At 71.6% G+C, this 26,696-nt stretch carries 24 protein-coding genes and 1 rRNA gene; 14 read left to right on the top strand and 11 right to left on the bottom strand.

All coding sequences use genetic code 11. The annotated features are described in order from the left end of the window. The 4 genes from E1298_RS19840 to E1298_RS19825 form a co-directional block, all read left to right on the top strand. Positions 1 to 518 (top strand): DUF4360 domain-containing protein (locus tag E1298_RS19840; protein ID WP_131895366.1); only part of this gene is annotated, 518 nt, incomplete at its 5' end. Positions 519 to 546: 28 nt separating this feature from the next. Next, positions 547 to 1,164 (top strand): DUF4360 domain-containing protein, encoded by a 618-nt coding sequence (locus tag E1298_RS19835; RefSeq protein WP_131895364.1) that lies wholly within the window; start codon positions 547 to 549, stop codon positions 1,162 to 1,164. 28 nt (positions 1,165 to 1,192) lie between these two features. Beyond that, a complete protein-coding gene (locus tag E1298_RS19830) occupies positions 1,193 to 1,816 on the top strand; it encodes a DUF4360 domain-containing protein (RefSeq protein WP_131895362.1) in 624 nt (207 codons plus the stop codon). Between the two features lie 28 nt (positions 1,817 to 1,844). Beyond that, positions 1,845 to 2,483 carry a DUF4360 domain-containing protein gene (locus E1298_RS19825; protein ID WP_165975559.1) on the top strand — a complete coding sequence of 213 codons (639 nt, stop codon included), beginning with the start codon at positions 1,845 to 1,847 and terminating at the stop codon, positions 2,481 to 2,483. Positions 2,484 to 2,503: 20 nt separating this feature from the next. On the opposite strand, the gene E1298_RS19820 is transcribed toward E1298_RS19825, so the two are convergent. Together E1298_RS19820 and E1298_RS19815 are read right to left on the bottom strand one after the other, a co-directional pair. Next, positions 2,504 to 3,316: a PIG-L family deacetylase gene (locus E1298_RS19820; RefSeq protein WP_131895358.1), complete on the bottom strand. Its 813-nt coding sequence runs from the start codon at positions 3,314 to 3,316 to the stop codon at positions 2,504 to 2,506. 72 nt (positions 3,317 to 3,388) lie between these two features. Continuing rightward, the gene (locus E1298_RS19815) at positions 3,389 to 4,840 is read right to left on the bottom strand and encodes an amino acid permease (protein ID WP_131895356.1); all 1,452 of its coding nucleotides are present in this window, start codon (positions 4,838 to 4,840) and stop codon (positions 3,389 to 3,391) included. Between the two features lie 216 nt (positions 4,841 to 5,056). Here E1298_RS19815 and E1298_RS19810 point away from each other — a divergent pair, with 216 nt between their 5' ends. Next, a complete protein-coding gene (locus E1298_RS19810; protein WP_131895354.1) occupies positions 5,057 to 5,557 on the top strand; it encodes an HAD domain-containing protein in 501 nt (166 codons plus the stop codon). 105 nt (positions 5,558 to 5,662) lie between these two features. On the opposite strand, the gene E1298_RS19805 is transcribed toward E1298_RS19810, so the two are convergent. Then, on the bottom strand, positions 5,663 to 6,292 hold the full coding sequence (locus E1298_RS19805) for a GmrSD restriction endonuclease domain-containing protein (protein ID WP_243725679.1): 630 nt from the start codon (positions 6,290 to 6,292) through the stop codon (positions 5,663 to 5,665). A gap of 190 nt (positions 6,293 to 6,482) precedes the next feature. Here E1298_RS19805 and E1298_RS19800 point away from each other — a divergent pair, with 190 nt between their 5' ends. Next, positions 6,483 to 7,490 (top strand): methyltransferase, encoded by a 1,008-nt coding sequence (locus E1298_RS19800; protein WP_165975558.1) that lies wholly within the window; start codon positions 6,483 to 6,485, stop codon positions 7,488 to 7,490. Positions 7,491 to 7,525: 35 nt separating this feature from the next. On the opposite strand, the gene E1298_RS19795 is transcribed toward E1298_RS19800, so the two are convergent. Next, a complete protein-coding gene (locus E1298_RS19795; RefSeq protein ID WP_131895348.1) occupies positions 7,526 to 8,170 on the bottom strand; it encodes an NUDIX hydrolase in 645 nt (214 codons plus the stop codon). Further along, positions 8,167 to 9,006, bottom strand: a complete 840-nt coding sequence (locus tag E1298_RS19790) for a helix-turn-helix domain-containing protein (RefSeq protein WP_131895346.1) — start codon at positions 9,004 to 9,006, stop codon at positions 8,167 to 8,169. The genes E1298_RS19795 and E1298_RS19790 overlap by 4 nt, the downstream gene beginning before the upstream one ends. An 84-nt stretch (positions 9,007 to 9,090) precedes the next feature. Between E1298_RS19790 and E1298_RS19785 the strand changes: the two genes are divergently transcribed. Together E1298_RS19785 and gltX are read left to right on the top strand one after the other, a co-directional pair. After that, positions 9,091 to 9,696, top strand: coding sequence for a TIGR03086 family metal-binding protein (locus E1298_RS19785; RefSeq protein ID WP_243725678.1), 606 nt, complete (start codon positions 9,091 to 9,093; stop codon positions 9,694 to 9,696). A gap of 76 nt (positions 9,697 to 9,772) precedes the next feature. After that, positions 9,773 to 11,176, top strand: coding sequence for a glutamate--tRNA ligase (gltX, locus tag E1298_RS19780; protein ID WP_131895344.1), 1,404 nt, complete (start codon positions 9,773 to 9,775; stop codon positions 11,174 to 11,176). A 27-nt stretch (positions 11,177 to 11,203) separates the two neighbouring features. On the opposite strand, the gene E1298_RS19775 is transcribed toward gltX, so the two are convergent. The 3 genes from E1298_RS19775 to E1298_RS19765 all read right to left on the bottom strand — a co-directional run bounded on the left by E1298_RS19775 (position 11,204) and on the right by E1298_RS19765 (position 17,309). Further along, on the bottom strand, positions 11,204 to 12,187 hold the full coding sequence (locus E1298_RS19775) for an urease accessory protein UreH domain-containing protein (protein ID WP_131895342.1): 984 nt from the start codon (positions 12,185 to 12,187) through the stop codon (positions 11,204 to 11,206). Positions 12,188 to 12,272: 85 nt separating this feature from the next. Continuing rightward, the gene (locus E1298_RS19770) at positions 12,273 to 12,953 is read right to left on the bottom strand and encodes a response regulator (RefSeq protein ID WP_131895340.1); all 681 of its coding nucleotides are present in this window, start codon (positions 12,951 to 12,953) and stop codon (positions 12,273 to 12,275) included. Between the two features lie 99 nt (positions 12,954 to 13,052). Next, positions 13,053 to 17,309, bottom strand: coding sequence for a hybrid sensor histidine kinase/response regulator (locus tag E1298_RS19765; RefSeq protein ID WP_243725677.1), 4,257 nt, complete (start codon positions 17,307 to 17,309; stop codon positions 13,053 to 13,055). A gap of 323 nt (positions 17,310 to 17,632) precedes the next feature. On the opposite strand from E1298_RS19765, the gene E1298_RS19760 reads away from it, so the two are divergent. The 3 genes from E1298_RS19760 to E1298_RS19750 are packed head-to-tail and all read left to right on the top strand — an operon-like array spanning position 17,633 to position 20,720. Further along, the gene (locus E1298_RS19760; protein ID WP_131895336.1) at positions 17,633 to 19,927 is read left to right on the top strand and encodes a SpoIIE family protein phosphatase; all 2,295 of its coding nucleotides are present in this window, start codon (positions 17,633 to 17,635) and stop codon (positions 19,925 to 19,927) included. Positions 19,928 to 19,958: 31 nt separating this feature from the next. Continuing rightward, on the top strand, positions 19,959 to 20,297 hold the full coding sequence (locus E1298_RS19755) for an STAS domain-containing protein (protein WP_131895334.1): 339 nt from the start codon (positions 19,959 to 19,961) through the stop codon (positions 20,295 to 20,297). A 54-nt stretch (positions 20,298 to 20,351) separates the two neighbouring features. Further along, positions 20,352 to 20,720: an ATP-binding protein gene (locus tag E1298_RS19750; protein ID WP_243725676.1), complete on the top strand. Its 369-nt coding sequence runs from the start codon at positions 20,352 to 20,354 to the stop codon at positions 20,718 to 20,720. A gap of 190 nt (positions 20,721 to 20,910) precedes the next feature. Here the strand turns inward: E1298_RS19750 and E1298_RS19745 are convergent, their stop codons facing one another. Together E1298_RS19745 and E1298_RS19740 are read right to left on the bottom strand one after the other, a co-directional pair. Beyond that, positions 20,911 to 22,260, bottom strand: a complete 1,350-nt coding sequence (locus E1298_RS19745) for a class II 3-deoxy-7-phosphoheptulonate synthase (RefSeq protein ID WP_131895330.1) — start codon at positions 22,258 to 22,260, stop codon at positions 20,911 to 20,913. Positions 22,261 to 22,522: 262 nt separating this feature from the next. Next, a complete protein-coding gene (locus E1298_RS19740) occupies positions 22,523 to 23,557 on the bottom strand; it encodes a sigma-70 family RNA polymerase sigma factor (protein ID WP_243725675.1) in 1,035 nt (344 codons plus the stop codon). Between the two features lie 130 nt (positions 23,558 to 23,687). On the opposite strand from E1298_RS19740, the gene trxA reads away from it, so the two are divergent. Together trxA and E1298_RS19730 are read left to right on the top strand one after the other, a co-directional pair. Continuing rightward, on the top strand, positions 23,688 to 24,041 hold the full coding sequence (gene trxA / locus E1298_RS19735) for a thioredoxin (RefSeq protein WP_131895328.1): 354 nt from the start codon (positions 23,688 to 23,690) through the stop codon (positions 24,039 to 24,041). Positions 24,042 to 24,226: 185 nt separating this feature from the next. Next, positions 24,227 to 25,084 (top strand): putative RNA methyltransferase, encoded by an 858-nt coding sequence (locus tag E1298_RS19730; protein WP_243725674.1) that lies wholly within the window; start codon positions 24,227 to 24,229, stop codon positions 25,082 to 25,084. Here E1298_RS19730 and E1298_RS19725 read toward each other — a convergent pair. Further along, positions 25,022 to 25,795, bottom strand: a complete 774-nt coding sequence (locus E1298_RS19725) for a hypothetical protein (RefSeq protein ID WP_207944741.1) — start codon at positions 25,793 to 25,795, stop codon at positions 25,022 to 25,024. The genes E1298_RS19730 and E1298_RS19725 overlap by 63 nt on opposite strands. A gap of 809 nt (positions 25,796 to 26,604) precedes the next feature. On the opposite strand from E1298_RS19725, the gene E1298_RS19720 reads away from it, so the two are divergent. Continuing rightward, a 16S ribosomal RNA gene (locus E1298_RS19720) occupies positions 26,605 to 26,696 on the top strand; the annotation flags it as partial.

Genomic DNA, 26,696 nt, shown 5'->3' with positions numbered 1-26,696 from the left:
GGGGCGTCACCGTCGAGATAGCGACGATCAACGGCTCGGGCTGCTCGGCCGGGGCGATGGCGGTCTCCCTCGACCAGAACCTCGCCCTCACCGTCAGATCCGCCGGCTACCGCGCTCAGGCCGGCGGTACTTCGCTGCCTGCGGACGCCCAGAAGAGATGCCAGATCAGCATGAGGCTGCATGTTCCGCAGGGCTACACCTATGCGTTCCAGGAGACCGAACACAGCGGTTCCGCCCAGCTGGAGCCCGGCGCCATCGGCGTCCTGAAGATACAGCACTACTTCCAGGGCATGCCGCAATCGACGCCGACAAGCCACACGCTTCGCGGCCCGTATTCCGGCGGCTGGCAAATCACCGGCAAGTCTCCTGAGCTGATCTACAAGCCCTGTGGCGAGGAGCGCAACTTCAATATCGCCACCGAACTGCGCGTCGACCCCGGCACCTCCGACCCGTCCAAGACGAGCTCCATGGACTTCGACCGCAGTACCTACCGCTTCGATTGGAAGCGCTGCCCCTAAGAATGAGCCTCACCCGGAAGGTCCCTTTATGATCCTCCCCGGACGTACGGCGAGCGCGGCGGTGGGCGCCGCTCTCGTCCTGCCCGCGCTAACCTCGTCCCCCGCCTCGGCCCACCTGCCGCCCCCGGGCGTCACCATCTCGGTGGCGAGCGCAAACGGACCGGGCTGTCCGCCCGGGACGGTGACGGTGGACGTCAGCGGCTTCAGCCCCATCGTCACCTACGATGCCTTCCGCGTTCAGGTCGGCGGCACCTCATCTCCGATGGACGCTCGCAAGTATTGCGAGATCAGTTTGAAGATCGGTGCTCCGGAGGGCTTCACCTACGCGGTCGAGACGGTCAAACACGGTCTTTCAGCGCAGCTTGAGCGCGGCATCATCAGCGAGCGGAGATTGCGGTACTCCTTCCAAGGCGCGCCGGCGATCCGGGAATTCACCTCGGTGTTTAGCGGCCCGCGGTCCGGCGGGTGGCAGGCCAGTGACGGCGTCGCCCCGGCCCAGATGGTCTTCAAGCCCTGCGGCGAGGGGCACGACCTCGACGTCTACAGTGAGCTGCGGCTCGACCTTCGGCAATCCGATCCGTCCAAGATCAGCTACCTGACGCACCACCACAGTGCCTATCACCTCGTCTGGAAGCCGTGCCCTTGAGAACGCACCCCACCCGGGAGGCCCCTTGATGACCCACCCCGGACGTACGGTGATCGCGGCGGTGGGCGTCGCCCTCGTCCTGCCCGCCCTGACCTCGTCCCCAGCCTCGGCCGACCCGCCACCCGCGGGCGTCACCGTCGAGGTGGCGTCGGTCACTGGCAATGGCTGCCCGGCCTGGACGGTGCGGGCCGAAATCAGCGACGCCCGCGACCGCATCGCCCTCGTCTACGGCCAATTCGCAGCCCAGGTCGGCGGCATCTCGTCTCCGAGGGACGCTCGGAAGAACTGTCAGGTCCTTCTGAAGGTCAATGTTCCGCGGGCCTACACCTACGCGATCCGGGCGGTCGACTACACCGGACTCGTCCAGATGGAGCCCGGTGTCACCGGCACTCTGAGATCGCAGTACCACTTCCGGGGCCCACCGGTGCCCCCGCTACCAAGCCGATCGGTTAGCGGCCCGTACTCCGAGGAGTTCTACTTCACCGAGACCATCGACCCGGCTCAGCTGGTCTACAAGCCCTGTGGTGAGGAACGCGACTTCCTCGCCCATGATGAGCTGCGGCTCGACCTTGGCACCTCCGACCCGTCCAAGACCAGCTCCTGGATGCACGACCAAAGTACCTATCACCTCGCTTGGAAGAGCTGCGCGTGAGTACGAGCCTCACCTGGAAGGCCCCCTTATGATCCACCTCGGACGCGCGGCGGTGGGCGCCGCCCTCGCCGTGCCCGCCCTGACCGCGTCCCCCGCCTCCGCCGACCCGACGATCCCGCCGCCCGGGAGCGTCGCCGTCTCGCTGGTGACCACCAACGGCTCGGGCTGCCCGCCGGGGACCGTGGCCGTCGCCAACGACGTCGCCGCCTTCACCGTCAGTTACAGCGCTTACGAGGCAAGGCGCGGCGGCGACTCCCTGCCGACGGACTTCCGGAAGAACTGCCAGCTCAACCTGAAGATCACCACTCCGCCGGAGTTCACCTACGGGATGAATTGGAACGACCATCAGGGCCTCGCCCACCTGGAGCCCGGCGCCTCCGGTGTTCTGAAATCGAGCCGTTACCACAGTGGCATGCCGCAGACCACGGCCTGGAGCCATGCGCTTGGCCCGCTCTCCGGTGACTGGAAGTTCTCCGACACCATCGACATCGCCCAGGTCGTCTACAAGCCCTGCGGCGAGGAGCGCAACCTCAACCTCAACACCGAACTGCGGGTCAACCTCGGCACCTCCGACAAGTCCAAGGTCAGTTCCTTGCGGATGGGCGGCCCCTCCAGCGAATATCGCAGCACCTATCACCTCCGCTGGAAGCGCTGCCCCGTGCCGTGAGCTCCTGACCGGACGCCGCCTTAGCGGAGACCGGCGAAGAGGTCGTCTTCGCGGGCCGGGGCCTCGATCCGGTTGAAGTGGCGGACGAACGCCTCCCGCGCGAAGGCCATGTGCTGGACCTCTTCCGGGAGGCGGAGGAGGAAGATGTTCTCGCCCTGGCTGGCGTGCGCCTCCAGGGCCTTGCGCTTGCGCTCCACATAGGGCGCGACGTCCAGGACGGTGGTGATCTCCTCGTCCGGGATGCCGAAGTCGTCCGGCGGCTCGAAGTCGAGCTCGATGCCGGCCTCCTTGGCGTAGGCGAACATCTGGCGGATGCCGGAGCGGGGGACGGCGGTGTAGTACAGCTTGTCGGGCACGCCGCTCCGCTCGGTGGCGGCGACCGCGATGCGGTGGGCCTGGATGTGGTCGGGGTGCCCGTAGCCGCCGTTCTCGTCGTAGGTGACGACGACCTGCGGGCGGTACTTCTCCATCAGAGCGGCGAGCCGTTCGACGGCGCCGTCGAACGGGACGTTCGCGAACGCGTCGGGGTGCCGGTTGGCGTCCCATCCGACCATGCCGGAGTCGCGGTAGCCGAGCAGCTCCAGGTCGCCGATGGCCAGGTGCCCGGCCGACTCGCGCAGTTCGGCCAGCCGGCGCTCGGCGACCCCGGCGGCGTCGTGGCCCGGCTCGCCCGGCTTCAGGCCGCCCGAGTCGTCGCCCTGCTCCCCGTTGGTGCAGGTGACCAGGACGGTGCGGACGCCCTCGGCGGCGCAGCGGGCGAGCAGCCCTCCGGTGCCGAGGACCTCGTCATCGGGATGGGCGTGGACCGCCATCAGGGTGAGTTCGTGCTCCATCGCTGCAGGGCTCCTAGGGCTCGTTCGGGTCAAAGCCCACCCTACGTTCCGCCTCCGACAACCCCGCGGCCCCTATTCGTCCAGCGGGGTCGCCGCCTCCTGGACGGCCCGGACCCGGCCCCGCACGCAGAACCACCCGATCACCAGCGCCGCGCCGATCGCCGGGACGGCCATGACCGTCGTGTGGCCCGCGCCGTCGCGGTCGAACCACATGAGGACGACCACGGAGGCGAGGAAGGCGAGGGTGACGGCCTCGGTGACCGGGGAGCCGGGCAGCCGGAAGGACGGACGCGACAGCCGGCCGTCCCGCGCCCGCCGCACGAACAGCAGGTGCGTGATCATGATCATGGCCCAGGTGCCCAGGATGCCGATCGCGGCGAAGTTCAGCACGATCTCGAAGGCGTCCTCCGGGACCCAGGCGTTCAGGCCGACGCCGAGGACGCAGACGCCGGTGGTCAGCAGGATGCCGCCGTAGGGCACCTGCGACCGGCTCATCGCCGTCGTGAACCGGGGCGCCGAGCCGGCGGTGCCCAGCGAGCGCAGGATCCGGCCGGTGGAGTAGAGGCCGGAGTTCAGGCTGGACAGCGCCGCGGTGAGCACGATGAGGTTCATCACGTCGCCCGCGGCGGGGACGCCCAGCTTGGCCAGGACGGTGACGAACGGGCTCTGGCCCTCCCGGTAGGCGTTCCACGGCAGCAGCATGGCCAGCAGGAGGACCGACCCGACGTAGAAGACGAGGATGCGCCACACGATCGAGTTGATCGCCTTCGGCATGACCTTCTCGGGGTTCTCGGTCTCGCCGGCGGCCACGCCGACCAGCTCGGTGGAGGCGTAGGCGAAGACGACGCCCTGGATGACGACCAGCATCGGCAGCACGCCCTTGGGGAACACGCCGCCGTGGTCGAAGACCATCATGGGCCCGGAGTCCTGGCCGCCGACGTCGTGCCCGGTGACCAGCAGGGCGATGCCGACGCACAGGAACGCCACGAGCGCGCCGACCTTGACGATGGAGAACCAGAACTCCAGCTCTCCGAAGATCCGCACCGAGATCAGGTTGACCGCGACGACGACCGCGAGCGCGATCAGCGCCAGGGTCCACTGGGGGATGTCGGTGAACATCCTCCAGTAGTGGATGTACAGCGCGATCGCGGTGATGTCGACGACGCCGGTGGTCGACCAGTTCAGGAAGTGCATCCAGCCGGCCACGAAGGCGCCCTTCTCGCCCATGAACTCGCGCGAGTACGACACGAACGACCCGGAGGACGGGCGGTGCAGGACCAGCTCGCCGAGCGCCCGCACGACCATGAAGGCGAAGAAGCCGCACACCGCGTAGGCGATGGCGAGGGACGGGCCGGCGCTCGCCAGCCGTCCGCCCGCGCCGAGGAACAGGCCGGTGCCGATGGCGCCGCCGATGGCGATCATGTTGACGTGGCGGGTCTTCAGGGACTTGCGGTAGCCCGTGTCGCCCGCGTCGACGTGCGCAGCCGCTGGGCGCGCCTCCGCCCGGAGGTCCTGCTCGCTCATGCCTTGTCACCGCCTTTCCACGGGGTGTTCACCTTGAAGGCCCGGTGCGGTTTGGGTCATTGATGCAAACGTGTCGAAACGCTGCCCGAAAAGACCCCGGTGTAACTCCGCGGGTCCGGCGGCGAGCCCGCTTCAGCGGCCGTGACCTGCGCTGACGGGGTGATGATCAGGATGCGACCTTCGACGGGCGGGGCGTTCATGCCGTACGGTCCCGGTATGGGGTCGCCGCTGGTTCTGCTCGATGTCGACGGGGTTCTCAATCCGTTCGAACGGCCCCACAAGGGCTATCGGAGGCACCGGTGCTCGCCCGGCGGCGTGAGCTTCAGGCTGTGGCTGAACGCGGGCCACGGGCCGTCCCTGCTCGACCTCGCCGAGTCCGCCGGCGCCGAGCTGGCGTGGGCGAGCTACTGGTGTGACCACGCCAACGAGTGGATCGCTCCCAGGGTCGGGCTGCCGGAGCTGCCGTTCGTGCCGATCCCGCGGTTCCCCGGCATCGAGGAGGGCGGCACGCTCGGCGCGTGGAAGGCCCGGCACGTCGCCGCCTGGACCGAGGGCCGTCCGTTCGTCTGGTTCGAGGACGAGCCGGACGCCACCGACTGCATCGCCGCCGAGCCTGACGTCGGTGAGCACCTGCTCGTGGCGATCGACCCCGTGGTCGGCCTGACCGACCGGCACCTGGAGCTGGCGGCGGGCTGGCTCGGCGCCCTGTCCCGCTGAGAACGGTCCCGGCGCGCGCGGCGCGCCGCGTCCAGGCGGCGGCGCGGGCCCGGCGGGGCTCCGGGCGCTGGAGGTGCCGGAGCCCCGCCGGGGGTCGGGACGGGCTCAGCAGGCGCCGAGCAGGCCGTTCAGGGCCGTCTTCTCCGCCGGGTCGATCGTCAGGCCGTACCGGTACTTCACGTCGATCCACGACCGCGCGTACATGCAGCGGAACGACGCCAGCGGCGGCGTCCACTCGGCCGGGTCCTTGTCGCCCTTGGCCTGGTTGACGTTGTCGGTGACGGCCCACAGCTGCGAGCTGGACAGGTCGTTGGCGAACGCCTGGCGGCGCGACGTCGTCCAGGACGAGGCGCCCGAGCGCCACGCCTCGGCGAGCGGGACCATGTGGTCGATGTCGATGTCGGACGCCAGGGTCCAGGTGGCGCCGTCGTAGGGGCTGTGCCACGTCCCGGAGACGGCGGCGCAGGAGGAGTCGGTCTGGACGTTGGCGCCGTCCCGCTTGAGGACGACCTCGCGGGTGTTGCACGTCCCCGACTGGGTGATCCAGTGCGGGAACTTGTCGCGGCTGTAGCCGGTGGACGAGCCCTCGGGCGCGACGGTGAGCGCGCCCAGGTGCTGTGCCGCCTCGCTCGCGCCGGGCGGGGGCGGCGGGGCGGCGCCGGCGGCGGGAGCGAGCAGCGCGGTGGCGGAGAGGGTGGCGGAAAGGGCGGTGACGACGATCCCCGTGCGTTTCACGGGAACTCCTTCTCGTCGGGTGCAGGGGGCCGCCGCCAGTCTCCTTTAGTTGGATAAACCGGAAATGTCCATTCGGTTAGCCGGGATCACGATCAGGTCACGACCTGTCGCGCGCGCAGGTCGCATTCGTCCAAGACGGGCCCTTCGGCCGGCTCGTAGCGTCGCCGGAAGCAACGAGAGGAGCCCGACGATGACAAGATCACCGCTGATCGACCTGGCCTTCGGATACATGCCGGCGCAGATGCTCCACGTCGCCGCCGAGCTGGGGCTGGCCGACGCCCTGCACGGGGAGCCGCGCTCAAGCGCGGAACTGGCGAAGGAGACCGGCGCGCACGCGCCGTCCCTGCTGCGGCTGCTGAGGGCGCTCGCCGTCCTCGGCGTGGTGGAGCAGCGCGAGCGCGACCTGTTCGCGCTGACCGCCGAGGGAGCGCGGCTCCGCAGTGACGCGCCCGACTCGATCCGCTCGCTGATCAGGCTGTTCTGCGGCCCGGACGTGTGGCGGACGTGGGGCGACATGGCCGAGACGCTGCGGACGGGCGAGTACGCGTGGCTGCGGGTCACCGGCAAGACGCCGTTCGAGTTCTTCGACACGAACGAGGAGCTGTCGGTCACCTTCAACCGGGCGATGGCCGAGCACACCCGCGACGTCGCGCCGGCCCTGATCGGGGCGCACGACTTCCGGCGCCACCGCACCGTCGCCGACCTCGGGGGCGGCGACGGCACGCTGATCGCCGCGATCCTGCGGGCCGCCCCCGGCGCGCGGGGGATCCTGTACGACCTGCCCGCCGGGCTCGCCGCCGCGCCGAAGACGCTGCGGGACCTCGCCGACCGCTGCGACATCGTCCCCGGCGACTTCTTCGAGTCCGTGCCGGAGGGCGCCGACGCCTACGTGCTCAAGAGCGTCCTGCACGACTGGGACGACGAGAAGGCCGCCACGATCCTGCGGACGTGCCGCGCGGCCATGCGGCCGGACGCGCGCGTGCTCGTCCTGGAGCAGATCGTCCCGGAGATGGTCGCCCCCGACACCATGGGCACGCTGATGAACGACCTCAACATGCTCGTGTCCACCGGCGGCCGCGAGCGCACCGAGGAGGAGTTCCGCGCGCTCCTCGCGGACGCGGGGTTCGGCGTCGTCGCGATCACCGGCCCGGCGGCGCCGTCCAACTACCACGTCATCGAGGCGCGGCCGGCGGCCTGACCACTGCCCTGTCCCGGCGTTTCAGGGGGCAGGGCTCAGTGGCGCGTCCAGTCGGGCTGGACGAAGTCGGCGACCCTGACCGGCCGCCCGAGCAGCACCACCTCGCGGAACTGCCACAGCATCGCGCCGGTCGGGGCGTGGACCGCCCAGTCCGGGCCGAGCCGCATCTGCAGGAGGCTGCCTCCGTCCGTCTGCGGCACCCACCGCGGCGTGTCGTCGGCGGCCAGCCTCCGCAGGCTCACGTGGTGGACGGAGTGGACCTCGTCCGGGCTGGGCAGCAGCGCCCCGGGCTCGTCCAGCGCCACCACGATCGGCGTGATCGCGAAGCCGGACGTGGCGGGGAAGTCGTCGAGCCGGCCGAGCACGTCGGCGGGCCCGGCGGCCAGGCCGATCTCCTCGTCCAGCTCCCGCAGCGCCGCGGCCTCGGGCGTCTCGCCCGGCTCCAGGCGCCCGCCGGGCAGGCCCCACTGGCCCGCGTTCCGTCCCCGGTAGGCGCGCCTGATGAGGACGACCGAGGGGACGCCGTCGTGCTCCACCGCGCACAGCACGACCCCGGCGCGGCGCAGCCCGGGGGAGCCGGGGACGGTGATGTGCTCGAACGAGGCGAGCCGCCCGGCGGCGACCTCGCGGAACGCGGCGAGGTCGTCGAGGGGGGCCGGGCCCGCGAGGGGGTCTGTCATGGGTCGATGGTGCCAGGGCCGGTCTCCCGCGCGTACCGGGCGGGGGAGGTGCCGACCGCCGCGGTGAACTCCCGCGTGAAGTGCGCCTGGTCGGCATAGCCCAGTTCGAGCGCCAGCGCCGCCCAGTCGACGCCCGTTCCGGCGGCGGCCCGGTCGGCGGCCTCCAGGATCCGATAGCGGCGGATGACCCACTTCGGGCCGATGCCCACGTACTCGTGGAACAGCCGCTGCAGGCTGCGCGGGCTGACGCCGGCGTCCTCGGCCAGATCCTCCACGCGGACCAGCCCCGGCCACGCCGCGATCCGCTCGACGATCTCCGCGGCGCGCGCGGCGGCCTCGTCGGGCTCGGGCCGCCGCTCCAGGAGGAACCCCTCCAGCCGCGCGACGGCCTCCCCGGTTCCGGCGGCGGCGAACACCTCCTCGCCGAGCGCGCGGCCCGCCGCGCCGAACACCTGCTCCACCCCGAGGAACCGGCCGGTGATCCCGGAGACCGGCCCGTCCAGGAACGGCCGGAACCCGCCCGGCCGGAACCCGGCGCCGATCACCCGGCCCTCGTCCGCGATCTCCTCCACGAACTCGTCGCGCACCACGCCCGCGATCCGCGCCCGGGTCGTCCCGCCGGTCAGGTAGCTCGTGAACGTCATATGGACGGTGGGGCGGGTGAGCACCTTCTGGCGGTGCGGCGGACGCCCGCGCAGGTCCCAGCGCAGCACCCAGAAGAACTCCACGAACGGGGCGAGCCCCGGCGGCGGCGCGGTCCGCTCGATCCGGAACCGCTCCAGCCCCGCCCGCGGTCGCAGGATGCCCCGCGTTCCCTCGGGTAGGGGTCGGCCCATCACCCCAGGTTAGCGGGGGAGTGTCGCGTTTGTTCAAGACCGTCCGGCGCGGCCCGTCCTAGCGTGGGAGAGGTGTTCGAACGAATGAGCGAGAGAAGCGAGGAAGAGGCCATGGACATCCGGAGCGGGATGCTTCCCGCCGCGGACGCCGCGGCGCGGATCGTCCGGAAGTTCCCGGCGGCCCGGCTGGACGCGCCGACCCCGTGCCAGGGCTGGGACGTGCGGGACGTGGTCAACCACCTGATCCTGTGGAGCGGCAGGGGCGAGGCCGCCGCGCACAAGCTGCCGCCCACCGGCCCGGGGGAGGACCACGACTTCACGGCCGAGCCCGACTGGGCCGACAGGCTCGCCCAGCAGACCCGCAAGACCGCCGAGGCGTGGACGGATCCGGGGGCGTGGGAGGGCCGCACCAGCCTGACCGGCGCCAAGGAGGGGATGCCCGCCGCGTTCATCGCCGGGATCCTCTTCGGCGAGCTGGTCCTCCACGGATGGGACATCGCCGTCGCCATCGGGCGCGACCCCGCCCTGCCCCCGGAGATCGTCGAGGCCGCCTGGGAGCAGCTCGTCCCGACGGCGGAGACCGGCCGCCAGCACGGGGTGTTCGGCGCTGAGGTGCCCGTTCCGGAGGACGCGCCGCTGCTCGACCGCCTCGTCGGGCTGTCCGGCCGCGACCCGCACTGGACGCCCTGACCGGACGCGGCTCCCCGCCCGGGCCGGCGCGCGGGTCCCGGCGCGAGCGGGGCCCCGCGCGCTCTACCCTTGAGGCATGTCTTCGACCTCTGCGATCCGTGTTCGTTTCGCCCCGTCACCGACCGGCATGTTCCACGTCGGCGGCGCCCGCTCGGCGCTGTTCAACTGGGTGATGGCCGCGCAGTCGGGCGGGACGCTCGTGCTGCGGATCGAGGACACCGACGCCTCCCGCAACAGCCCGGAATGGACCGAGGGCATCATCCGCGCCCTGGCCTGGCTCGGCATGGACGGCGAGCAGTACGAGGGCCCCTACTTCCAGTCGGCCAACGCCGACCGGCACGCCGAGGCCGTCCAGCGGCTCCGCGACCAGGGCCGCGCCTACTACTGCGACTGCACCCGCGAGTCCGTGACCGCCCGCACCGGCGACCAGCACAAGGGCTACGACGGGTTCTGCCGCGACCGCGGCCTGGAGCCCGGCCCGGGCCGCGCCCTGCGGTTCCGCACGCCCGACGAGGGCCAGACGACGGTCGTGGACCTGCTGCGCGGCAAGCCCGTCTTCGAGAACGCGGTGCTGGAGGACTTCGTCATCGCCCGCGCCGACGGGTCGGTGACGTTCCTGCTGGCCAACGCGGTCGACGACATGAGCCAGGGCATCACCCACGTCGTCCGCGGCGAGGAGCACCTGTCCAACGCGCCCAAGCAGCAGCTGCTGTGGGAGGCGCTCGGCGGCGAGCCGCCGGTGTGGGCGCACGTCCCGGTCATCGTGAACGAGAAGCGGCAGAAGCTGTCCAAGCGGCGCGACAAGGTCGCCCTGGAGGACTACCGCGCCGAGGGCTACCTCGCCGAGGCCATGCGCAACTACCTGATGCTGCTCGGCTGGGCGCCGTCGGGCGACCGCGAGATCGTCCCGTGGGACGTGGTCGTCGACGAGTTCCGCATCGAGGACGTCAACAGCTCGCCCGCGTTCTTCGACGTCAAGAAGCTCCGCGCGATCAACGGCGAGTACATCCGCGCGCTGCCCGCCGAGAAGTTCGTCGCCGAGTGCCTGCCGTTCCTGCAGCAGGCCCCGTTCGACGTCGACGTGGCGGTGTTCGCCGAGCTGGCGCCGCTCGCCCAGACCCGGGTGGCGCTGCTGTCGGAGATCGTCCAGATGATCGACTTCGTGTTCCTGGACGAGCCGCCGGCCGACGAGCAGTCCTGGAACAAGGCCATGAAGGAGCCCGCCGCCGCGATCCTCGCCGCCGCCGAGGAGTCCTACGGCGACGCGCCCTGGAACGCCGAGGAGCTCAAGGGCCGGCTGGAGCGGATCGGAGCCGGGCACGGCCTCAAGCTCGGCAAGACCCAGGCGCCCGTGCGGGTCGCCGTCACCGGCCGCACGGTGGGCCTGCCGCTGTTCGAGTCCCTGGAGATCCTCGGCCGCGACCGCACCCTCGCCCGCATCGCCGCCGCCCGCGCCCGCCTGGAGCCCGCCACCCCCTGAACCGGGGGCCGGACGAAATGGCCACCCTTAGCGGAAAAGGATGGCGCCGGGGTAGTGGCCGGAGGCGCATACGTAGCGTAGGCGGCCCGGCCTCGGGGTGCCGAGGTCGATCCGCCGCTCGCCGTCGACGGGGAGGATCACGTCCTCGCCGCGGCTCGGGATCGTGAACGCCCGCGTGTGCCCCCGCGTGCCCCGCGTCCGGAGCACCAGGACGGTGCGCACCCCCGCCCGCGCGGTGACGACCGCCGGGCGGTAGCCCCGGTCCAGGGCCCAGAGGGTCACGACCTGGGTGCCGGACGCGTCCGTCCGCACGGAGCGCGCCGAGTCGGCGGCCGCCGTCCCGCCCCCGGCGGGCAGCCAGCCGCCGAGCCGCAGCCCCGACAGCAGCGTCCACCCGGCGGCGGCGAGCAGCCCGGCGGCCAGCAGCGCCGTCAGCCGGCCGCGCAGCAGCGCCAGGGAGCGGCCGACCGTGACGCCGATCAGCCCGAACAGCGGTGCCGTCCCGAGGACGAACCCGGTCATCACCGCGGCCCCGCCGAGCGCCGATCGCGACGTCACCGCGAGGAGCTCGGCCGACAGGGTCAGCCCGCACGGCACCAGCACGGTCGCGGCTCCGAGGACCACGGGCCGTCCGCCGGTCCGGGCTTTCGGCGGGGGAGCCTCGCACGCGGGGGCGCCGCCGCGCCGCAGAAGGCGCCGCGCGGGGCCGAATCCGAGCAGGTCCAGGGCGAAGAGGGCCAGCGTCAGCGCCGCCGCCGCCAGCAGCGCGCCGCGCACCCTCGGCCCCGGCTGCACCGCGCCGCCCGCCACCCCGAGCAGCGCCCCGAGGACGGCGTGCGCGCCCAGCTTCGCCCCGAGGAACGCCGACACCGCGCGGACCGGGCGAGCGGCGCCGGGACCGGTCCCGCCGACCGCGCCCGTCAGCAGCCCGAGCTGCACGGCGGCGCATGTGGTGCCCCCGGCCAGCAGCCCCGTCCCGGCCCCGGTGAGGAAGAGCGCGGCGATGTTCATGGGCCCACCCCCATCGGATAACCCTCCCCAGGTCCGTCCGCCGCGAAGCGTCACCGCAGGGACATCGAAGGGTGTCCCCGCCGGGTCAGGAGGCGGGGGACTCCTCGTCGCGCAGCGAGGCGCGCAGCTCGGCCAGGCGGCGGTCGAGCTCGTCGAACTCGCCGCGCAGCGCGGGCGGCACCCGCTTGCCGATGGCCTCGGCCTGCTTCTCCACGGCCGCCAGCCGCTCCCCGACCTGCTGCGCCTCGACCTGGAGCTCCCGGGGGCCGGGGCCGGGCCGGTCGGCCTCCTCGGCAGACCGGGCGTGCAGCAGCGCCGCCTGCTCGCGCAGCAGCGCGGCCTGTTCCCGCAGCAGCGTCGTCTGGTCGCGCAGCTGCTTGTTCTTGTTGTGCAGTTCCACGAACACCGACACCTTCGCGCGCAGCACCCACGGGTCGAACGGCTTGGAGATGAAGTCGACCGCGCCCGCCGCGTACCCGCGGAAGGCGTAGTCGGGGTCGCTGTTCACCGCCGTGAGGAAGATGATCGGCAGATCCCGGGTCTTCTTGCGGCGCTTGATGTCGCGGGCGGTCTCGAACCCGTCCATGCCCGGCATGACGACGTCCAGCAGGATGACGGCGTAGTCGTCGGTGAGCAGCGCCTTCAGCGCGTCCTCTCCCGATCGCGCCCGGACCAGGTCCTGATCGAGCGAGCTGAGGATGGCCTCAAGCGCGATGAGGTTCTCCTCGCGGTCGTCCACGAGCAGGATCTTCGCCTTGTCGTCCACGCGTCGTCTCTCTCCGATTCCGGTCGGGTCCGCCGCCGTCCGGGCTGATGAGCGCCCATGCCGACCCTACTGCCCGGCCGCCCCGCCGCCCGGATCCGCTCAGCGGACGATGGAGGGTTGCAGCCAGTTGCGCATGACGTCAAGGAGATGGTCCACGTCGACGGGCTTCGGGATGTAGTCCGAGGCGCCCGACTCCAGGCTCTTCTCCCGGTCGCCCTTCATCACCTTCGCCGTGATCACGATGATGGGCAGCTCGGCGAACTGCGGCATCTTCCGGATCTCGGCCGTGGTGGCGTAGCCGTCCAGGCCGGGCATCATCACGTCCATCAGCACCAGCGCCACGTCGGGGTTGCGGTGCAGCACGTCGATGCCCGCCTGCCCGTCCTCGGCGTACAGGACCTCCATCCCGTAGCCCTCCAGGACGCTGGTCAGGGCGAACACGTTGCGGACGTCGTCGTCGACGATCAGGACCTTGCGCCCGGACAGGACCGTGTCGAGGAAGTCCGCCGGAGGCTCCTCCAGCATCTCGCCCAGCGCGGACGCCCCGTCGCCGCGGTCGGCGGCGGACCGCCGCTCCGCGGCCATCCCGTTCTCCCGGACGGCCCCGGACGCGCCGCCCGGCACCCCGCCGCCCGCCCGAGGCCCGGCGCCGGGACCGCCGCCCGCCGCCAGGCCAGGCACGACGTCGGAGGCGCCGCCCGCCTCGTCCGGCAGCGCCGAGCGGCGCCGCCCGTCGGGCTCGCTGTACTGGGCCGGCAGGTAGAGCGTGAACACGCTGCCGCGCCCCGGGTCGCTCTCGGCGTGGATCTCCCCGCCCAGCAGCCGCGCGATGTTGCGGCTGATCGACAGGCCGAGCCCGGTGCCGCCGTAGCGGCGGCTGGTGGTCCCGTCCGCCTGCTGGAACGGCTCGAAGATCTCCTGGAGCTTCTCGGGCGCGACGCCGATCCCGGTGTCGATCACCCGGAAGGCGATCACGTCGGGGGTGTTCCACAGCGCGGGGAGCGTGAAGTCGATGTCGCCCGCCCGCTCGATCCGCAGGCGGACCTCGCCCTCGGCGGTGAACTTCACGGCGTTCGACAGCAGGTTCCGCAGCACCTGCTGGAGCCGCTGCTCGTCGGTGTTCAGCACGGCCGGGACGTCCGCGGCGACCTCCGTGCCGAACTGCAGGCCCTTGTCGACCGACAGCGGCCGGAACGTGGCCTCGACGTAGTCCACCAGCGCCGCCACCGGCAGCCGCTGGGTGTGCACCTCCATCTTCCCGGCCTCGACCTTGGCCAGGTCCAGGATGTCGTTGATCAGCTCCAGCAGGTCGGTGCCGGACTCGTGGATCGTCCGGGCGAACTCCACCTGCTTGTCGGTGAGGTTGCCGCCCTGGTTCTCCGACAGCAGCTTGGCCAGCACCAGCAGGCTGTTCAGCGGCGTGCGCAGCTCGTGCGACATGTTCGCCAGGAACTCCGACTTGTACCGCGAGGAGATCGCCAGCTGCTCGGCGCGCTCCTCCAGCGTCCGCCGGGCCTGCTCGATCTGGAAGTTCTGGATCTCGATCGCGCGGTTCTGCTGGGCCAGCAGGGCCGCTTTCTCCTCCAGCTCGGTGTTGGAGTGCCGCAGCTCGCCCTGCTGGCGCTGCAACTCGTCCGAGCGCTCCTGGAGCTCCTGGGCGAGCCGCTGGGACTCGCCCAGCAGCGCCTCGGTGCGGGTGTTGGCGCTGATGGCGTTCAGCGTCACCCCGATCGTCTCGATGAGCTGGCTGAAGAACGCCAGGTGGACGTCGGTGAACCGGCTGAACGAGGCCAGCTCGATCGCGCCGAGCACCGTGTCCTCGAACACGATCGGCAGGACGATGATGTTGACGGGCGACGCCTCGCCGAGCCCCGACCCGATCTTGACGTAGTCGGCGGGCGCGTCGCCGATCAGCAGCGTCCGGCGCTCCTGCGCCGCCTGCCCGACCAGCCCCTCGCCCAGCGCGAACCGGACGGCGCCCGCCCTGCTCCGGCGCGTCCCGTACCCGGCGATCAGCACCAGCTCGGTCTCCTCGCCGCTGTTCTCGGCGAGGTAGAACGCGCCGTACTGGGCGCTGGCGCTCGGCGTCAGCTCCCGCATGATCAGCTCGGCGACCTGCAGCAGGTCCCGGTGGCCCTGCATCAGCCCGCCGATGCGCGCCAGGTTGGTCTTGAGCCAGTCCTGCTCCTCGTTCGCGCGGGTCGACTCGCGCAGGGTGGCGACCATGAGGTTGACGTTCTCGCTCAGCTCGGCGACCTCGCCGCGCGCCTCCACGCTGATCATCCGGGTCAGGTCGCCGGTGGCGACCGCGCTGGCCACCTCGCCGATCGCCCGGACCTGCGTGGTCAGATTGCCGGCCAGCTCGTTCACGCTCTCGGTGAGCCGCTTCCAGGTGCCCGACACGCCCTCGACCTCGGCCTGCCCGCCCAGCCGTCCCTCGCTGCCGACCTCGCGGGCCACGCGGGTGACCTCCGACGCGAACGACGACAGCGTGTCGACCATCGTGTTCAGCGTCGTCTTCAGCTCCAGGATCTCGCCCTGGGCGTCCACGTCGATGCGCCGGGTCAGATCGCCGTGCGCGACCGCCGTCGCGACCTGCGCGATGTTGCGGACCTGGTAGGTCAGGTTGGACGCCATGCCGTTGACGTTGTCGGTGAGGTCCTTCCACATGCCGCCCGCGCCCGGCACGATCGCCTGGCCGCCCAGCCGTCCCTCGGTGCCGACCTCGCGGGCCACGCGGCTGACCTCGTCCGCGAACGCCGACAGCGTGTCGACCATCGTGTTGAGGGTCTCCTTGAGCTGCAGGATCTCGCCCTGCGCGTCCACCGCGATCTTGCGGGTCAGGTCGCCCTGCGCCACCGCCGTCGTCACCTGCGCGATGCCGCGCACCTGCGTGGTCAGGTTGTTCGCCATCGAGTTCACGTTGTCGGTGAGGTCCTTCCAGACCCCGCTGACCCCGTGCACCGTGGCCTGCCCGCCGAGCCGTCCCTCGGTGCCGACCTCGCGGGCCACTCGGGTGACCTCGTCGGCGAACGCCGACAGCGTGTCGACCATCGTGTTGACGGTGTCCTTGAGCTCCAGGATCTCGCCCTGCGCGTCCACCGTGATCCGCTTGGTCAGGTCGCCCTCGGCGACCGCGGTCGTGACCTGCGCGATGTTGCGGACCTGGTAGGTCAGGTTGGACGCCATGCCGTTGACGTTGTTGGTCAGGTCCTTCCACACGCCGCTGCCGCCGGGCACGCGGGCCTGCCCGCCCAGCCGTCCCTCGGTGCCCACCTCACGGGCCACGCGGGTGACCTCGTCCGCGAACGCCGACAGCGTGTCGACCATCTGGTTCACGGTCAGCTTCAGCTGCAGGATCTCGCCCTGCGCGTCGACCGTGATCTTCTTGCCGAGGTCGCCGTCGGCGACCGCGGTGGTGACCTGCGCGATGTTGCGGACCTGGTAGGTCAGGTTGTTCGCCATCGCGTTGACGTTGTCGGTGAGGTTCTTCCAGACGCCGCTGACGCCGCGCACATGCGCCTGCCCGCCCAGCTGCCCCTCGGTGCCGACCTCGCGGGCGACGCGGGTGACCTCGTCGGCGAACGCCGACAGTTGGTCGACCATCGTGTTGACGGTCAGCTTCAGCTCCTGGAGCTCACCGGTCGCCTCCACCGTGACCTTGCGCGTCAGGTCGCCCTTGGCCACCGCCGTCGTGACCTCGGCGATGTCGCGGACCTGGGCGGTGAGCCGGTTCGCCATCACGTTCACCGACGCGGTCACGTCCCGCCAGCGTCCCGTCATGCCGCGCGTCGCGGCCTGCCCGCCGAGCCGTCCCTCGGTGCCGACCTCCCGCGCGAACTGCGTGACCTCCCAGGTGAACTGGTCGAGCAGCTCCACCATGCCGTTCACCGAACGCGCCATGCGCAGCAGCTCCCCGCGCATGGGCCTGCCGCGCACCCGCAGTTCCACCCGCTGGCTCAGGTCGCCCGCCGCCACGGCCGCCACCACCTGGTGCATCCCGGTGGCCAGGTCGGTCAGCTTGCCGATGATCGCGTTGGCGTCCTCCACGCCCGCCGCCCACGTCCCCTTCAGCGACCCCGGCGTCAGCCGGCCGTGCAGGTAGCCCTCCCGGCCGATCTCGCGCCGCACGCGGTTCAGCCCCGAGGTCAGCTCATGGCCGTTCTGCCGTATCTCCTCCAGGATCCCCGCGGCCTCCGCCACGGCGCCCTCGGCGGGCACGTCCAGTTCGTCCCGGGCCCGCCCGTCCCGCACGGCGGCGAGCGCCCTCAGCAGCGGTTCAAGATCGGCGTCGCTGTAGCGCGGAGTGGTGTCGCGAGACCCGCCGGGGCGGGCACGGGACGCGGTACGGGGCATGCTCTTCATCCTCCTGGCCCGCGATGGTCGGGTACCCGGATAGCACGGACACCTCGTCTGGACCGCATCTGTACTCTACGTCCCCGGGCAGCACGAAGCCTGATTCGCGTGCGGGCGGGTATGCGGGCCGGTAAAGGTCCGGCAATGACCGCGGAACTGCGCTTGTAGCCTTCGTGTTACGGTCTGTCGTGTTGTGGCGGGGGGTCGCTTCGCCGAGGTCGCGCGCGCCGCGGCGCCCGGTTCACGGCTCTCCTGGCCGGGCGGTCGACCAGTCTGTCACGATAGCCGGACGCAGGCAGACACGCTTCGAACGAGGGACGACATTGGATCGGCAGACGGCGTCGGCCACCTTTCCGTCCGCCGCCGCGGCGGTGGCGGACGCGCGCCGCTTCGTCCGGAAGGTGCTCGCCGACTGGGGCATGGAGGAGGCCGCCGACGACGCCGTGCTGGCGACCAGCGAGCTGGCGACCAACGCCATCGCCTACGCGGGCACCTCCTTCGAGGTCTCCTGCCGCGTCGAGGACGGCGACATCCAGGTCGAGGTCCGCGACCGCCATCCCACCCGCGGCATCGAGATGCCCGGTGTCACCGCCTCCAGCGGGCGGGGCCTGCCGTCCATCGCCCGCCTCGCCTCGTCCTGGGGCGTCTCCTACGACCGCCGCACCAAGGGCGTGTGGTTCCGGCTGCCCCGGCCCGGCGCGTCCAACGGAGCCGCGCCGCCCGGGCCGTTCCCCGACGAGGCCGCCGAACCCGGCGGGCCCGCGCCCCTGCGTCGCGCCGGTGACGGCGGCCCCGCCCTCGACGGCGCGCCCGCGACCGGCGAGGGCAGTCCGGTGCGCGACGGGCGCTCCGGCCGCGACGGCGCCCGCACCGGCTCCGGGCCCGCGACCAAGGGCCGCGAACCCCGGCTCGGCGGCGACGAGATAGGCGAGATGCCCGTCGCCGGCGACCGGCTCCTGCGCTCGCCCGCCGCGGTCGAGGCCATGGAGGACGGCGTCGCCACCGTCCGGGAGGCCCTCGGCGCCGAGGGCGCCGCGGTCCTGCTGACCGAGCGCGACGGACGGCTGATCATGGGCGCGTCCGCCGGGACCGCCGCCGAGATCCCGCTCGGCGAGCTGTCGGTCGTCGCCCTCGGCCCCGAGGCCCGCGCCGGCTCGCCCTGGGTCGCCCACGACACCGCCGACCCCACCGCCGCCGCCCTGCGGGCCCGGTCCCTGGCCGCCGCGCCGCTGGAGTCCCAAGGCCGCCTCACCGGCCTGGTCGTGGCCGTGTCCTCGGCCTCCGGCCGCTTCGAGGAGGCCGACGGCGCCCGCCTGGGCCGCCTCGCCGACGAGATGTCCCTGTCCCTGGAGAAGGCCAGGGTCGGGGAACTGGAACGGTCCTGGCGCGGCTGGCTCAGCTTCGTCGCGGAGGCCAGCGACCTGCTCGCCGGCACCCTCGACCAGGAGCGGACGATGGCGCTGGTCGCCCAGCTCGTCGTCCCGCGCCTCGCGACCTGGTGCGCCGTCTACACCGTCACCGACGCCGACGCCGTCAAGCTCGCCTACGTCTGGCACGCCGACGAGAACCGCGCCGACGGCCTGCGCGAGCTGCTCGACCACGCCGGCGCCGCCCCGCCCATGGACGTCTCCGCGCCGTGGAACGGGCTCGCCACCGCGCCGCGGGACGTCCGCGCCGCCGCCGGGGACACCGCCGACGACCAGGCGTACGCCTTCCCCCTCATCGCCCGCGGCCGCCGCACCGGCACGATCGTCATCGGCCGCCCGTCCGGCGACCGCTTCCCCCGCAGCGCCATCGAGCTGGCCGAGGAGCTCAGCCGCCGCGCCGCCCTCGCCGTCGACAACGCGCGCCTGTTCTCCGCCCAGACCGCCATGAGCAGCGCCCTGCAGCGCAGCCTCCTGCCGCCCGGCATCCCCGAGATCCCCGGCCTGGAGGTCGCGGTGGTGTACGAGCCCGCGGGGGAGGGCAGCGAGGTCGGCGGCGACTTCTACGACGTCTTCGAGAGCGGCCCGCAGCCCGGCGGCCCGGCACCCGCGTCCCGCTGGCGCTTCGCCATCGGCGACGTGTGCGGCACCGGGCCCGAGGCCGCGGCCGTCACCGGCCTGGCCCGGCACGCCCTGCGGATCCTGGCCGCCGAGGACATGTCGGTGCCCGCCGTGCTCACCCGCCTCAACCGGCTGATCCTGGGCGAGGGGGAGCGCGGCCGCCTGCTCACCCTGCTGCACGGCGAGATCACCGCCCGGCGCCGCCGCGACGGCGTGACGATCAGGCTGTCCAGCGCGGGGCACCCGCCCCCGCTGGTGCTCGACCCCGACGGCGGCGTCCGCGAGGTCGCCTCGCCGCAGCCGCTGCTCGGGGTGTTCGACGGCGTGGACTTCCACACCGACACCGTCGAGCTGCGCCGCGGGGAGGTGCTGCTCTGCGTGACCGACGGCGTCACCGAGCGGCGCTCCGGCGGGCGGCTGCTCGGCGACGGCCACGGTCTGGAGAAGCTGCTGGCGGGCTGCACGGGCCTGAGCGCCGGGGCGGTGGCCGCGCGCATCCAGCGGGCGGTGCGCGACTTCGGCCCCGAACCCTCGAACGACGACGTTGCCCTCATCGTTCTGCGGGCGTCATGATGGAGACCAACAATCGGTAAGGTGGGGTGGCGTGGGGCTTGCCTTGCACACGACACGACAGGACGGCCGCGCGACGATCGCCGCGCGCGGCTCCATCGACCTGCACTCCTCCGACGAGCTCAGGTCACGGCTGACCGAGCTCGTCGACGCGGGAGAGAGGGAGGTCGTCGTCGACCTCACGGCGGTCGACTTCTGTGACTCCTCCGGCCTGAACGTCCTCGTCCGCGCGTACAAGCACGCGCGCGCGCAGAACGCCACGCTCACCGTCACCGGCGCTTACGGTCGGGTGGAGAACGTACTGCGGACCACCGGCCTCGACCGTTTCCTCATCGGCGGGCCGACCGAGGAGGCGTCTGCCGATGGGCGATGACGACAAGGGTCGCGACACGATCCGGAACGGCGAGCGGGCGGGGTGACCGACCCGATGACCGAGACGACCCTGCGCGCGGCGCCCCAGACCGAGGCGGTCGAGTACGCGCGCCGCCTCGCCGCCCGCACGATGCGCACCTGGGCCCTGATGGAACGCGAGGAGCTCGTCACCGCGATCGTGGCCGAGCTCGTCGCCAACGCCGTCCGGCACGCGGGTACGGCGCTGGAGCTGCGCCTGCTGCGCGGCACCGGCCGCGTCCGCGTCGAGGTCCGCGACCGCGCCGCCCAGCTGCCCCGGCTCACCGTCCCCGGCCCGCTGGACGAGTCGCACCGCGGGCTGTTCATCGTCGACCGCTTCGCAACGTCCTGGGGAGCCGACCCGGTGACCGGCGGCAAGGTCGTCTGGGCCGAGGTCACCGTCTGACGGGCGGTCACCACCGCCTGATCGCGGTCACCGTCTGATCGCGGTCACCGTCTGGTTGCGGTCACCGCCTGATGGCGCCGCTTCGCGCTCCGTCTGACGGCGCCGCTTCGCGCTCCATCCGGGCGGAGGAGGGCCGCGGCGTGCCGCGCAGCCGGCCCGGGGAGTGCCGGCGCCCCGGGCCGGGAGCCGCTCAGGACGACTTGCGGTACAGCTCGGCCACCATGAACGCCAGGTCCAGCGACTGGCCGCGGTTGAGCCGCGGGTCGCAGGCCGTCTCGTACCGCTGGTGCAGATCGTCCTCGACCAGGCCGTGCCCGCCGCCGACGCACTCGGTGACGTCGTCGCCGGTGAACTCGATGTGGATGCCGCCGGGGTGCGTCCCCAGCGCCCGGTGCACCTCGAAGAACCCGGCCACCTCGTCCAGCACGTCGTCCAGCCGCCGCGTCTTGTGCCCGTCGGACGCCTCGAAGGTGTTGCCGTGCATCGGGTCGCAGATCCACGCGACCGGCGCGCCGCTCTGGTGCACCTTCTCGATCAGCGGGGGCAGCGCGTCCCGGATCTTGCCCGCGCCCATCCGGGTGATGAACGTCAGCCGCCCCGGCTCCTGGTCGGGGTTGAGCTTGTCCATCAGGGCCAGCGCATCGTCGGCGGAGGTCGTCGGGCCGAGCTTCACGCCGATCGGGTTGCGGATGTGCCGCAGGAACTCCACGTGCGCCCCGTCCAACTGCCGGGTGCGCTCGCCGATCCACAGGAAGTGCGCCGACACGTCGTACGGCAGGCCGCTGAGGTGGTCGATGCGGGTCAGCGCCCGCTCGTACTCCAGCAGCAGCGCCTCATGGCTGGAGTAGAACTCCACGGCGTGGAACTCGTCCGGGCTGGCCCCGCACGCCTTCATGAACGTCAGCGCCCGGTCGATCTCACCGGCGAGCTGCTCGTAGCGGCGCCCCGCCGGGCTCTGCGCCACGAAGTCCTGGTTCCAGGCGTGGACCTGCCGGAGGTCGGCGTAACCGCCCTTGGTGAACGCCCGGCAGAGGTTCAGCGTCACCGCCGAGCAGTGGTAGGCCCTCAGCAGCCGCCCCGGGTCGTTCCGCCGCGACTCGGCGGTGAAGTCGAACCCGTTGACCGCGTCGCCCCGGTAGGCGGGCAGCTCCACGCCCCCGCGCACCTCGACGGGCTTGGACCGCGGCTTGGCGAACTGCCCCGCCATCCGGCCCATCTTCACCACCGGCACGCTCGCCGCGTAGGTGAGCACGACCGCCATCTGCAGGAGGGTCTTGAGCTTGTTCTTCACCGCGTCCGCGTTCGACCCGGAGAACGTCTCGGCGCAGTCACCGCCTTGGAGGACGAACGCCTCGCCGCGCGCGACGTCGGCGAGCGCGTCCCTGAGCTGGTCGCACTCGCCCGCGAAGACGAGCGGAGGCTGCGCCGCCAGTTCGGCGGCGACCGACCGGAGCTCGTCCGGATCGTCCCATTCGGGCTGCTGGAGGGCGGGGAGGCCGCGCCAGGCGTCGAGGTCCCCGAAGGCGCTGGAAGTACTCACGCTGAAAGGCTATGGCACCGTCGGCGATGTGGCACCCCTGATCATTGCCGGGGGGCAAAGGGACGCTGAACCCCTCGGGGACGCAGAGCCGCAAAGTCGCTGGTCTGGACGGGTCAGCCCCATGGTCAAAACGCGATCGGCGGCCGGGATTGATCGGGCAGCGAAAATCAACCGAACGGCTCGGGAACGCGATCGGGCGGCCCCGGATGGGGCCGCCCAGTGTCGATCACGAAGCGGGGGAGGTCCGCGGGAGAGGCGCGGGTCAGGCGGCTCGGCTTCCCGCGGTGGCCCGTCCGGGCTCCTCCGCGGCCGGTGCGCCCGCTGCGCCCGGCGCGGCCGGTGCGCCCGCCAGCGTGCGGCGCCCGCTCAGATCGGCCTCGTTCGCCAGCTGCCGAAGCCGCCGCAGCGAACGGTCGGTGATCTGCCGGACCCGGTTGTGACTGAGGCCATACCGGGCACCGATCTGCGCGTAGGAGAGCGGCTGGCCGCTGTCCATCCCGAAACGGGCGCGCAGGATCGCCGACTCCCGCTCGGGAAGCCGCTCCAGCAGCCGCGCGAGCCCCTCGATGTCGTCCAGCGCGAGGATCTCCGCCTCCGGCGTCACCGCGTCGGGATCCTCCAGCAGGTCGCCCATCGGCGTCTCGCCCGCCTCGTCGACGGTCGCGTCCAGGCTCGCCGGGTCGCGCCGCCAGCGCAGCAGCTCGTCCACATGCTCGGGCTCGGCGCCCAGCGAGCCGGCCAGTTCCTCGCGGGTGGGCTCGCGGCCCAGCTCACGGCCCAGCTGCCGCTCGGCGCGCCGCAGCCGCGACAGCTCCTCCTCCACGTGGACGGGCAGCCGGATCGTCCGGGCGGTGTGGCTGAGCCCCCGCCCGATCGCCTGCCTGATCCACCAGGTCGCGTACGTGGAGAACTTGAAGCCGCGGCGGTAGTCGAACTTCTCCACCGCGCGCATCAGCCCCAGGTTCCCCTCCTGGATGAGGTCGATGAGGGGCAACGAGTCGGTCGGGTACTTCCGGGCGATCGAGACCACGAGCCGCAGGTTGGCCTCGACGAAGCGCTGCTTGGCGTGCAGCCCCGCCGCGGTCAGCTCTTCCAGCTCCTCACGGGTCACGCCCTCCGGGACGTTCCCCTCCTCAAGGAGCTGTTCGGCGTACAGGCCCCCTTCGATCGCCTTGGCCAGATCGACCTCCTCCTGCGCGTCGAGCAGGTGGGTACGACCGATCCGGTCGAGGTATGCCCCGACAAGGTCCTTGTCGGGGACGTCGACCCTGTCGCCCTTGGTACGGGTTGCAGCCATCCTGACCCTTCTCCAGTGCGAACTCCCTAGAGGGACAACGCTAATTACCGCTCTGTGATTCCCGGGTGGGGAATACTGCGAGGCTGTTAGCCGCTCTAGAGCGTGATACCCCGACCGAGGAGAAACCGACATGGCGACCGTCACACTCACCGCCGAGAACTTCGATGAGGTGGCGCAGGGCGACGGCATCGTCCTGGTGGACTTCTGGGCCGAGTGGTGCGGGCCGTGCCGCCGGTTCGCCCCGGTGTACGAGAAGTCGGCGGGCAAGCACGATGACATCGTCTTCGGCAAGGTCGACACCGAGGCCCAGCCGGAGCTGTCGGAGCGCTTCGGCATCGCCTCGATCCCGACGCTCATGGCCATCCGCGACGGCGTGATCGTTTTCGCCGAGCCGGGCGCGCTCCCGGACTCGGTCCTGGAGAACGTGATCGAGCAGGTCCGCGGTCTCGACATGGAGGACGTCCGCCGCCGCCTGGAAGCCTGACCGGTCGGAACGATCCCCGCAACCGGCCGGTGGACGGCTGGGCGCGGCCGGTCCTCGGACGGTCGTCCGGGGCTGGTGCTCAGACGGCCACTCCGCGCGATGGGTTGCGAGCGCGGGACGCCCAGCCGTCGCCAGGGCGGCACGATGGCAAAGATGCGCGCCAGGGCGCCCGCTGCACACGGTGCATGGACGATGATGGACGGATGCTCGCCGATGTCGTCGAATACCTGGTGTGCCCCGTGTGCGGAGCGGACCTCGCAATGGCGGACCGCGGCCTCCTCTGTCCGGCCGGGCATACCTTCGACATCGCACGACAGGGGTACGCGAACCTCCTGCCGGGCAACGCCCGTCCGGGGACGGCGGACACACCGGACATGGTGCGCGCGCGTGACGCCTTCCTCAGCGCAGGCCACTTCGCGGCCCCTGCCGAACGGCTCGCCAGGAGCGTCGCCCGCACCCTGGACGGCAAGACCTTCGTCGTCGACGCCGGAGCCGGTACCGGGCACTACCTGAGCTGTGTCCTGGACCGCGCTACGGAGGCGGTCGGCCTCGCGCTCGACATCTCCAAGCACGCGGCCCGCCGCGCCGCGAGGGCACACCCGCGCGCCGGAGCCGTCGTCGCCGACCTATGGCGGCCGCTTCCCCTGCGCGACGGTGCCGCGCGGACCGTCCTGAACGTCTTCGCTCCGCGCAACGCGGCCGAGTTCCACCGCGTCCTCCATGAGGACGGCCTGCTCTTCACGGTCACGCCGTCCGCCGAGCATCTCGGCCCCCTGGTGGAGCCGCTCGGGCTCATCTCGGTGGACGAGCGCAAGAACGAGCGGACCGACGCCGCGCTGGCCGGATACTTCAAGCTGGACTCGCGCCAGAACATCGAGGCCGAGGCCGTCCTGACCCACGAAGAGGTCGCGACCCTCGTGGCGATGGGACCGAGCGCACACCACGTGCCCGCCCAGCAGCTCTGGGAACGGCTGGAGCGGCTACCGAACCCACTCCCAGTGCCGCTGTCCTTCGTCCTTTCGGTCTTCCGAAGGCTTGAGTAGCCCCGCCAGTGTGCGCGCGGGCACGGCCTGCGTCAGCTGGAGCAGGACCTGCGGTACCTCACCCGGCTCGATCACATCCTGGGCTCCTGGCACGTGCAAACCCTCGTGCACGAACGACATGGACACCGAACGAGCCGTACCGCTCAACAGGACGCGCTGGAGCGCCTGCCCCGCACGGAGCCACTCGGCGGGGGAGTCGCCCCGGGTGGTCAGCACCGCCCGCTGGACCGTCGCGCCAAGGATGGGCGGTAGAAGACGGAGCGCCGCCCCTTCAAGCCGCGCCGCTTCGCCCAGTTCGTTGACGACGGGCAGGGACGGGCATGTTCCAGCCGTCGCACTGAGAGAGGCGAACGGCTTCAACGTCGAGGCGTAGAGCAGCCGTTCCTGACGGGTGACCCGGTGGTGTCCCGCCAACCGGACGGTCGCGAGGACGGTCGGCCTGCCGACGTCAGGGAGCAGGCGAACCACGGCCTCATAACCGAGCTGCGCGGCGGCCAGACGCAGGTTCACGAGCGCGGCGCCACTGCTCAGATGCAGGCCCCGCCCCGCCGGATCGTGCGCCGGCCGGAACCTGTCGGGATCGGCGTGCACCTCGATCAGCCCAGGTACGACCTTGAACCGCCAAGCGTGCACGTCATGAATCGTCGGTCCCATCGTCGCGGCGATCACCAGACGTTCCGCGGAAGCGCGGATGGCGACGGGCACACTCACGAGACGTTCCTCCTGACCTCAGCCGGCTCCCCACCGGGTGGACCGCGGAGCCGCGCCGCGAAGCGCCGGAGACAAGAGCGACCGGACGCCGCAGGACGCGGGACTGCGAACGGTACCGCACTGTGACCCGGCACACGTACCGCCTGAATCAGGAGGTCATAGGCGTGGACGGTACTGACGGGCCGGAGGGGGCCTCCGCGGCGCCGGTTCCTGGTTTGACGCGGTCGGCGGGCGACCCTACTGTTCCTCTTGCCCCAAGGGGATGCAGAACGCCGCAGGGCGGTCGGCCCCAGGGGAAAGCAGTCCTGAAAAACCGGTTCGAGCCTTGCTCGGGCTGCTGTACGATGGTCTGGTCAGCCCGGTTCGGGATGTCGGGGCGCCGCAAGGTGGCCGGCCCGGAGGGCAATCCTGCGAAACGAACTCGTCAGGCTCTCGCCTGATCGGTTCAAGACGCGTGGGAACTCGGTACGCCTTCGCCTCGTCAAAATGATCTTCAAAGATCTACTTGACAGCGGTGACGAACCTGGTAAGTTAGAAGGGTTGCCCCGGAGCGGGGCCTGCGGTTGCGGGTCTGGCGCGGTGGGTGTCCGTTTCTTGAGAACTCAACAGCGTGTTAAAAGCCAGTGCCTTTATAGATCCGGCTGTTTTGTTGGCCGGGTCTCCCCGTGGCCATCGTTCTGTTTGTTTGGTTCGGTGGTGGGGATTTCTTTGAGGCAATACGGCCCCCTTTTGTTTGTGGGGGTTGTTTGCTGGGATTGTTTCCAAGGTTTGGCTACTGCGGTGTTTGTTGCTGTGGTGGTCGTGTGGCCTTAATGGAGAGTTTGATCCTGGCTCAGGACGAACGCTGGCGGCGTGCTTAACACATGCAAGTCGAGCGGAAAGGCCCCTTCGGGGGTACTCG

The sequence above is a fragment of the Actinomadura rubrisoli genome (assembly GCF_004349215.1).
GTDB lineage: Bacteria > Actinomycetota > Actinomycetes > Streptosporangiales > Streptosporangiaceae > Spirillospora > Spirillospora rubrisoli.
Note: the sequence above shows the minus strand (reverse complement) of the source record. Positions and strands in the feature narration are given on the sequence as shown.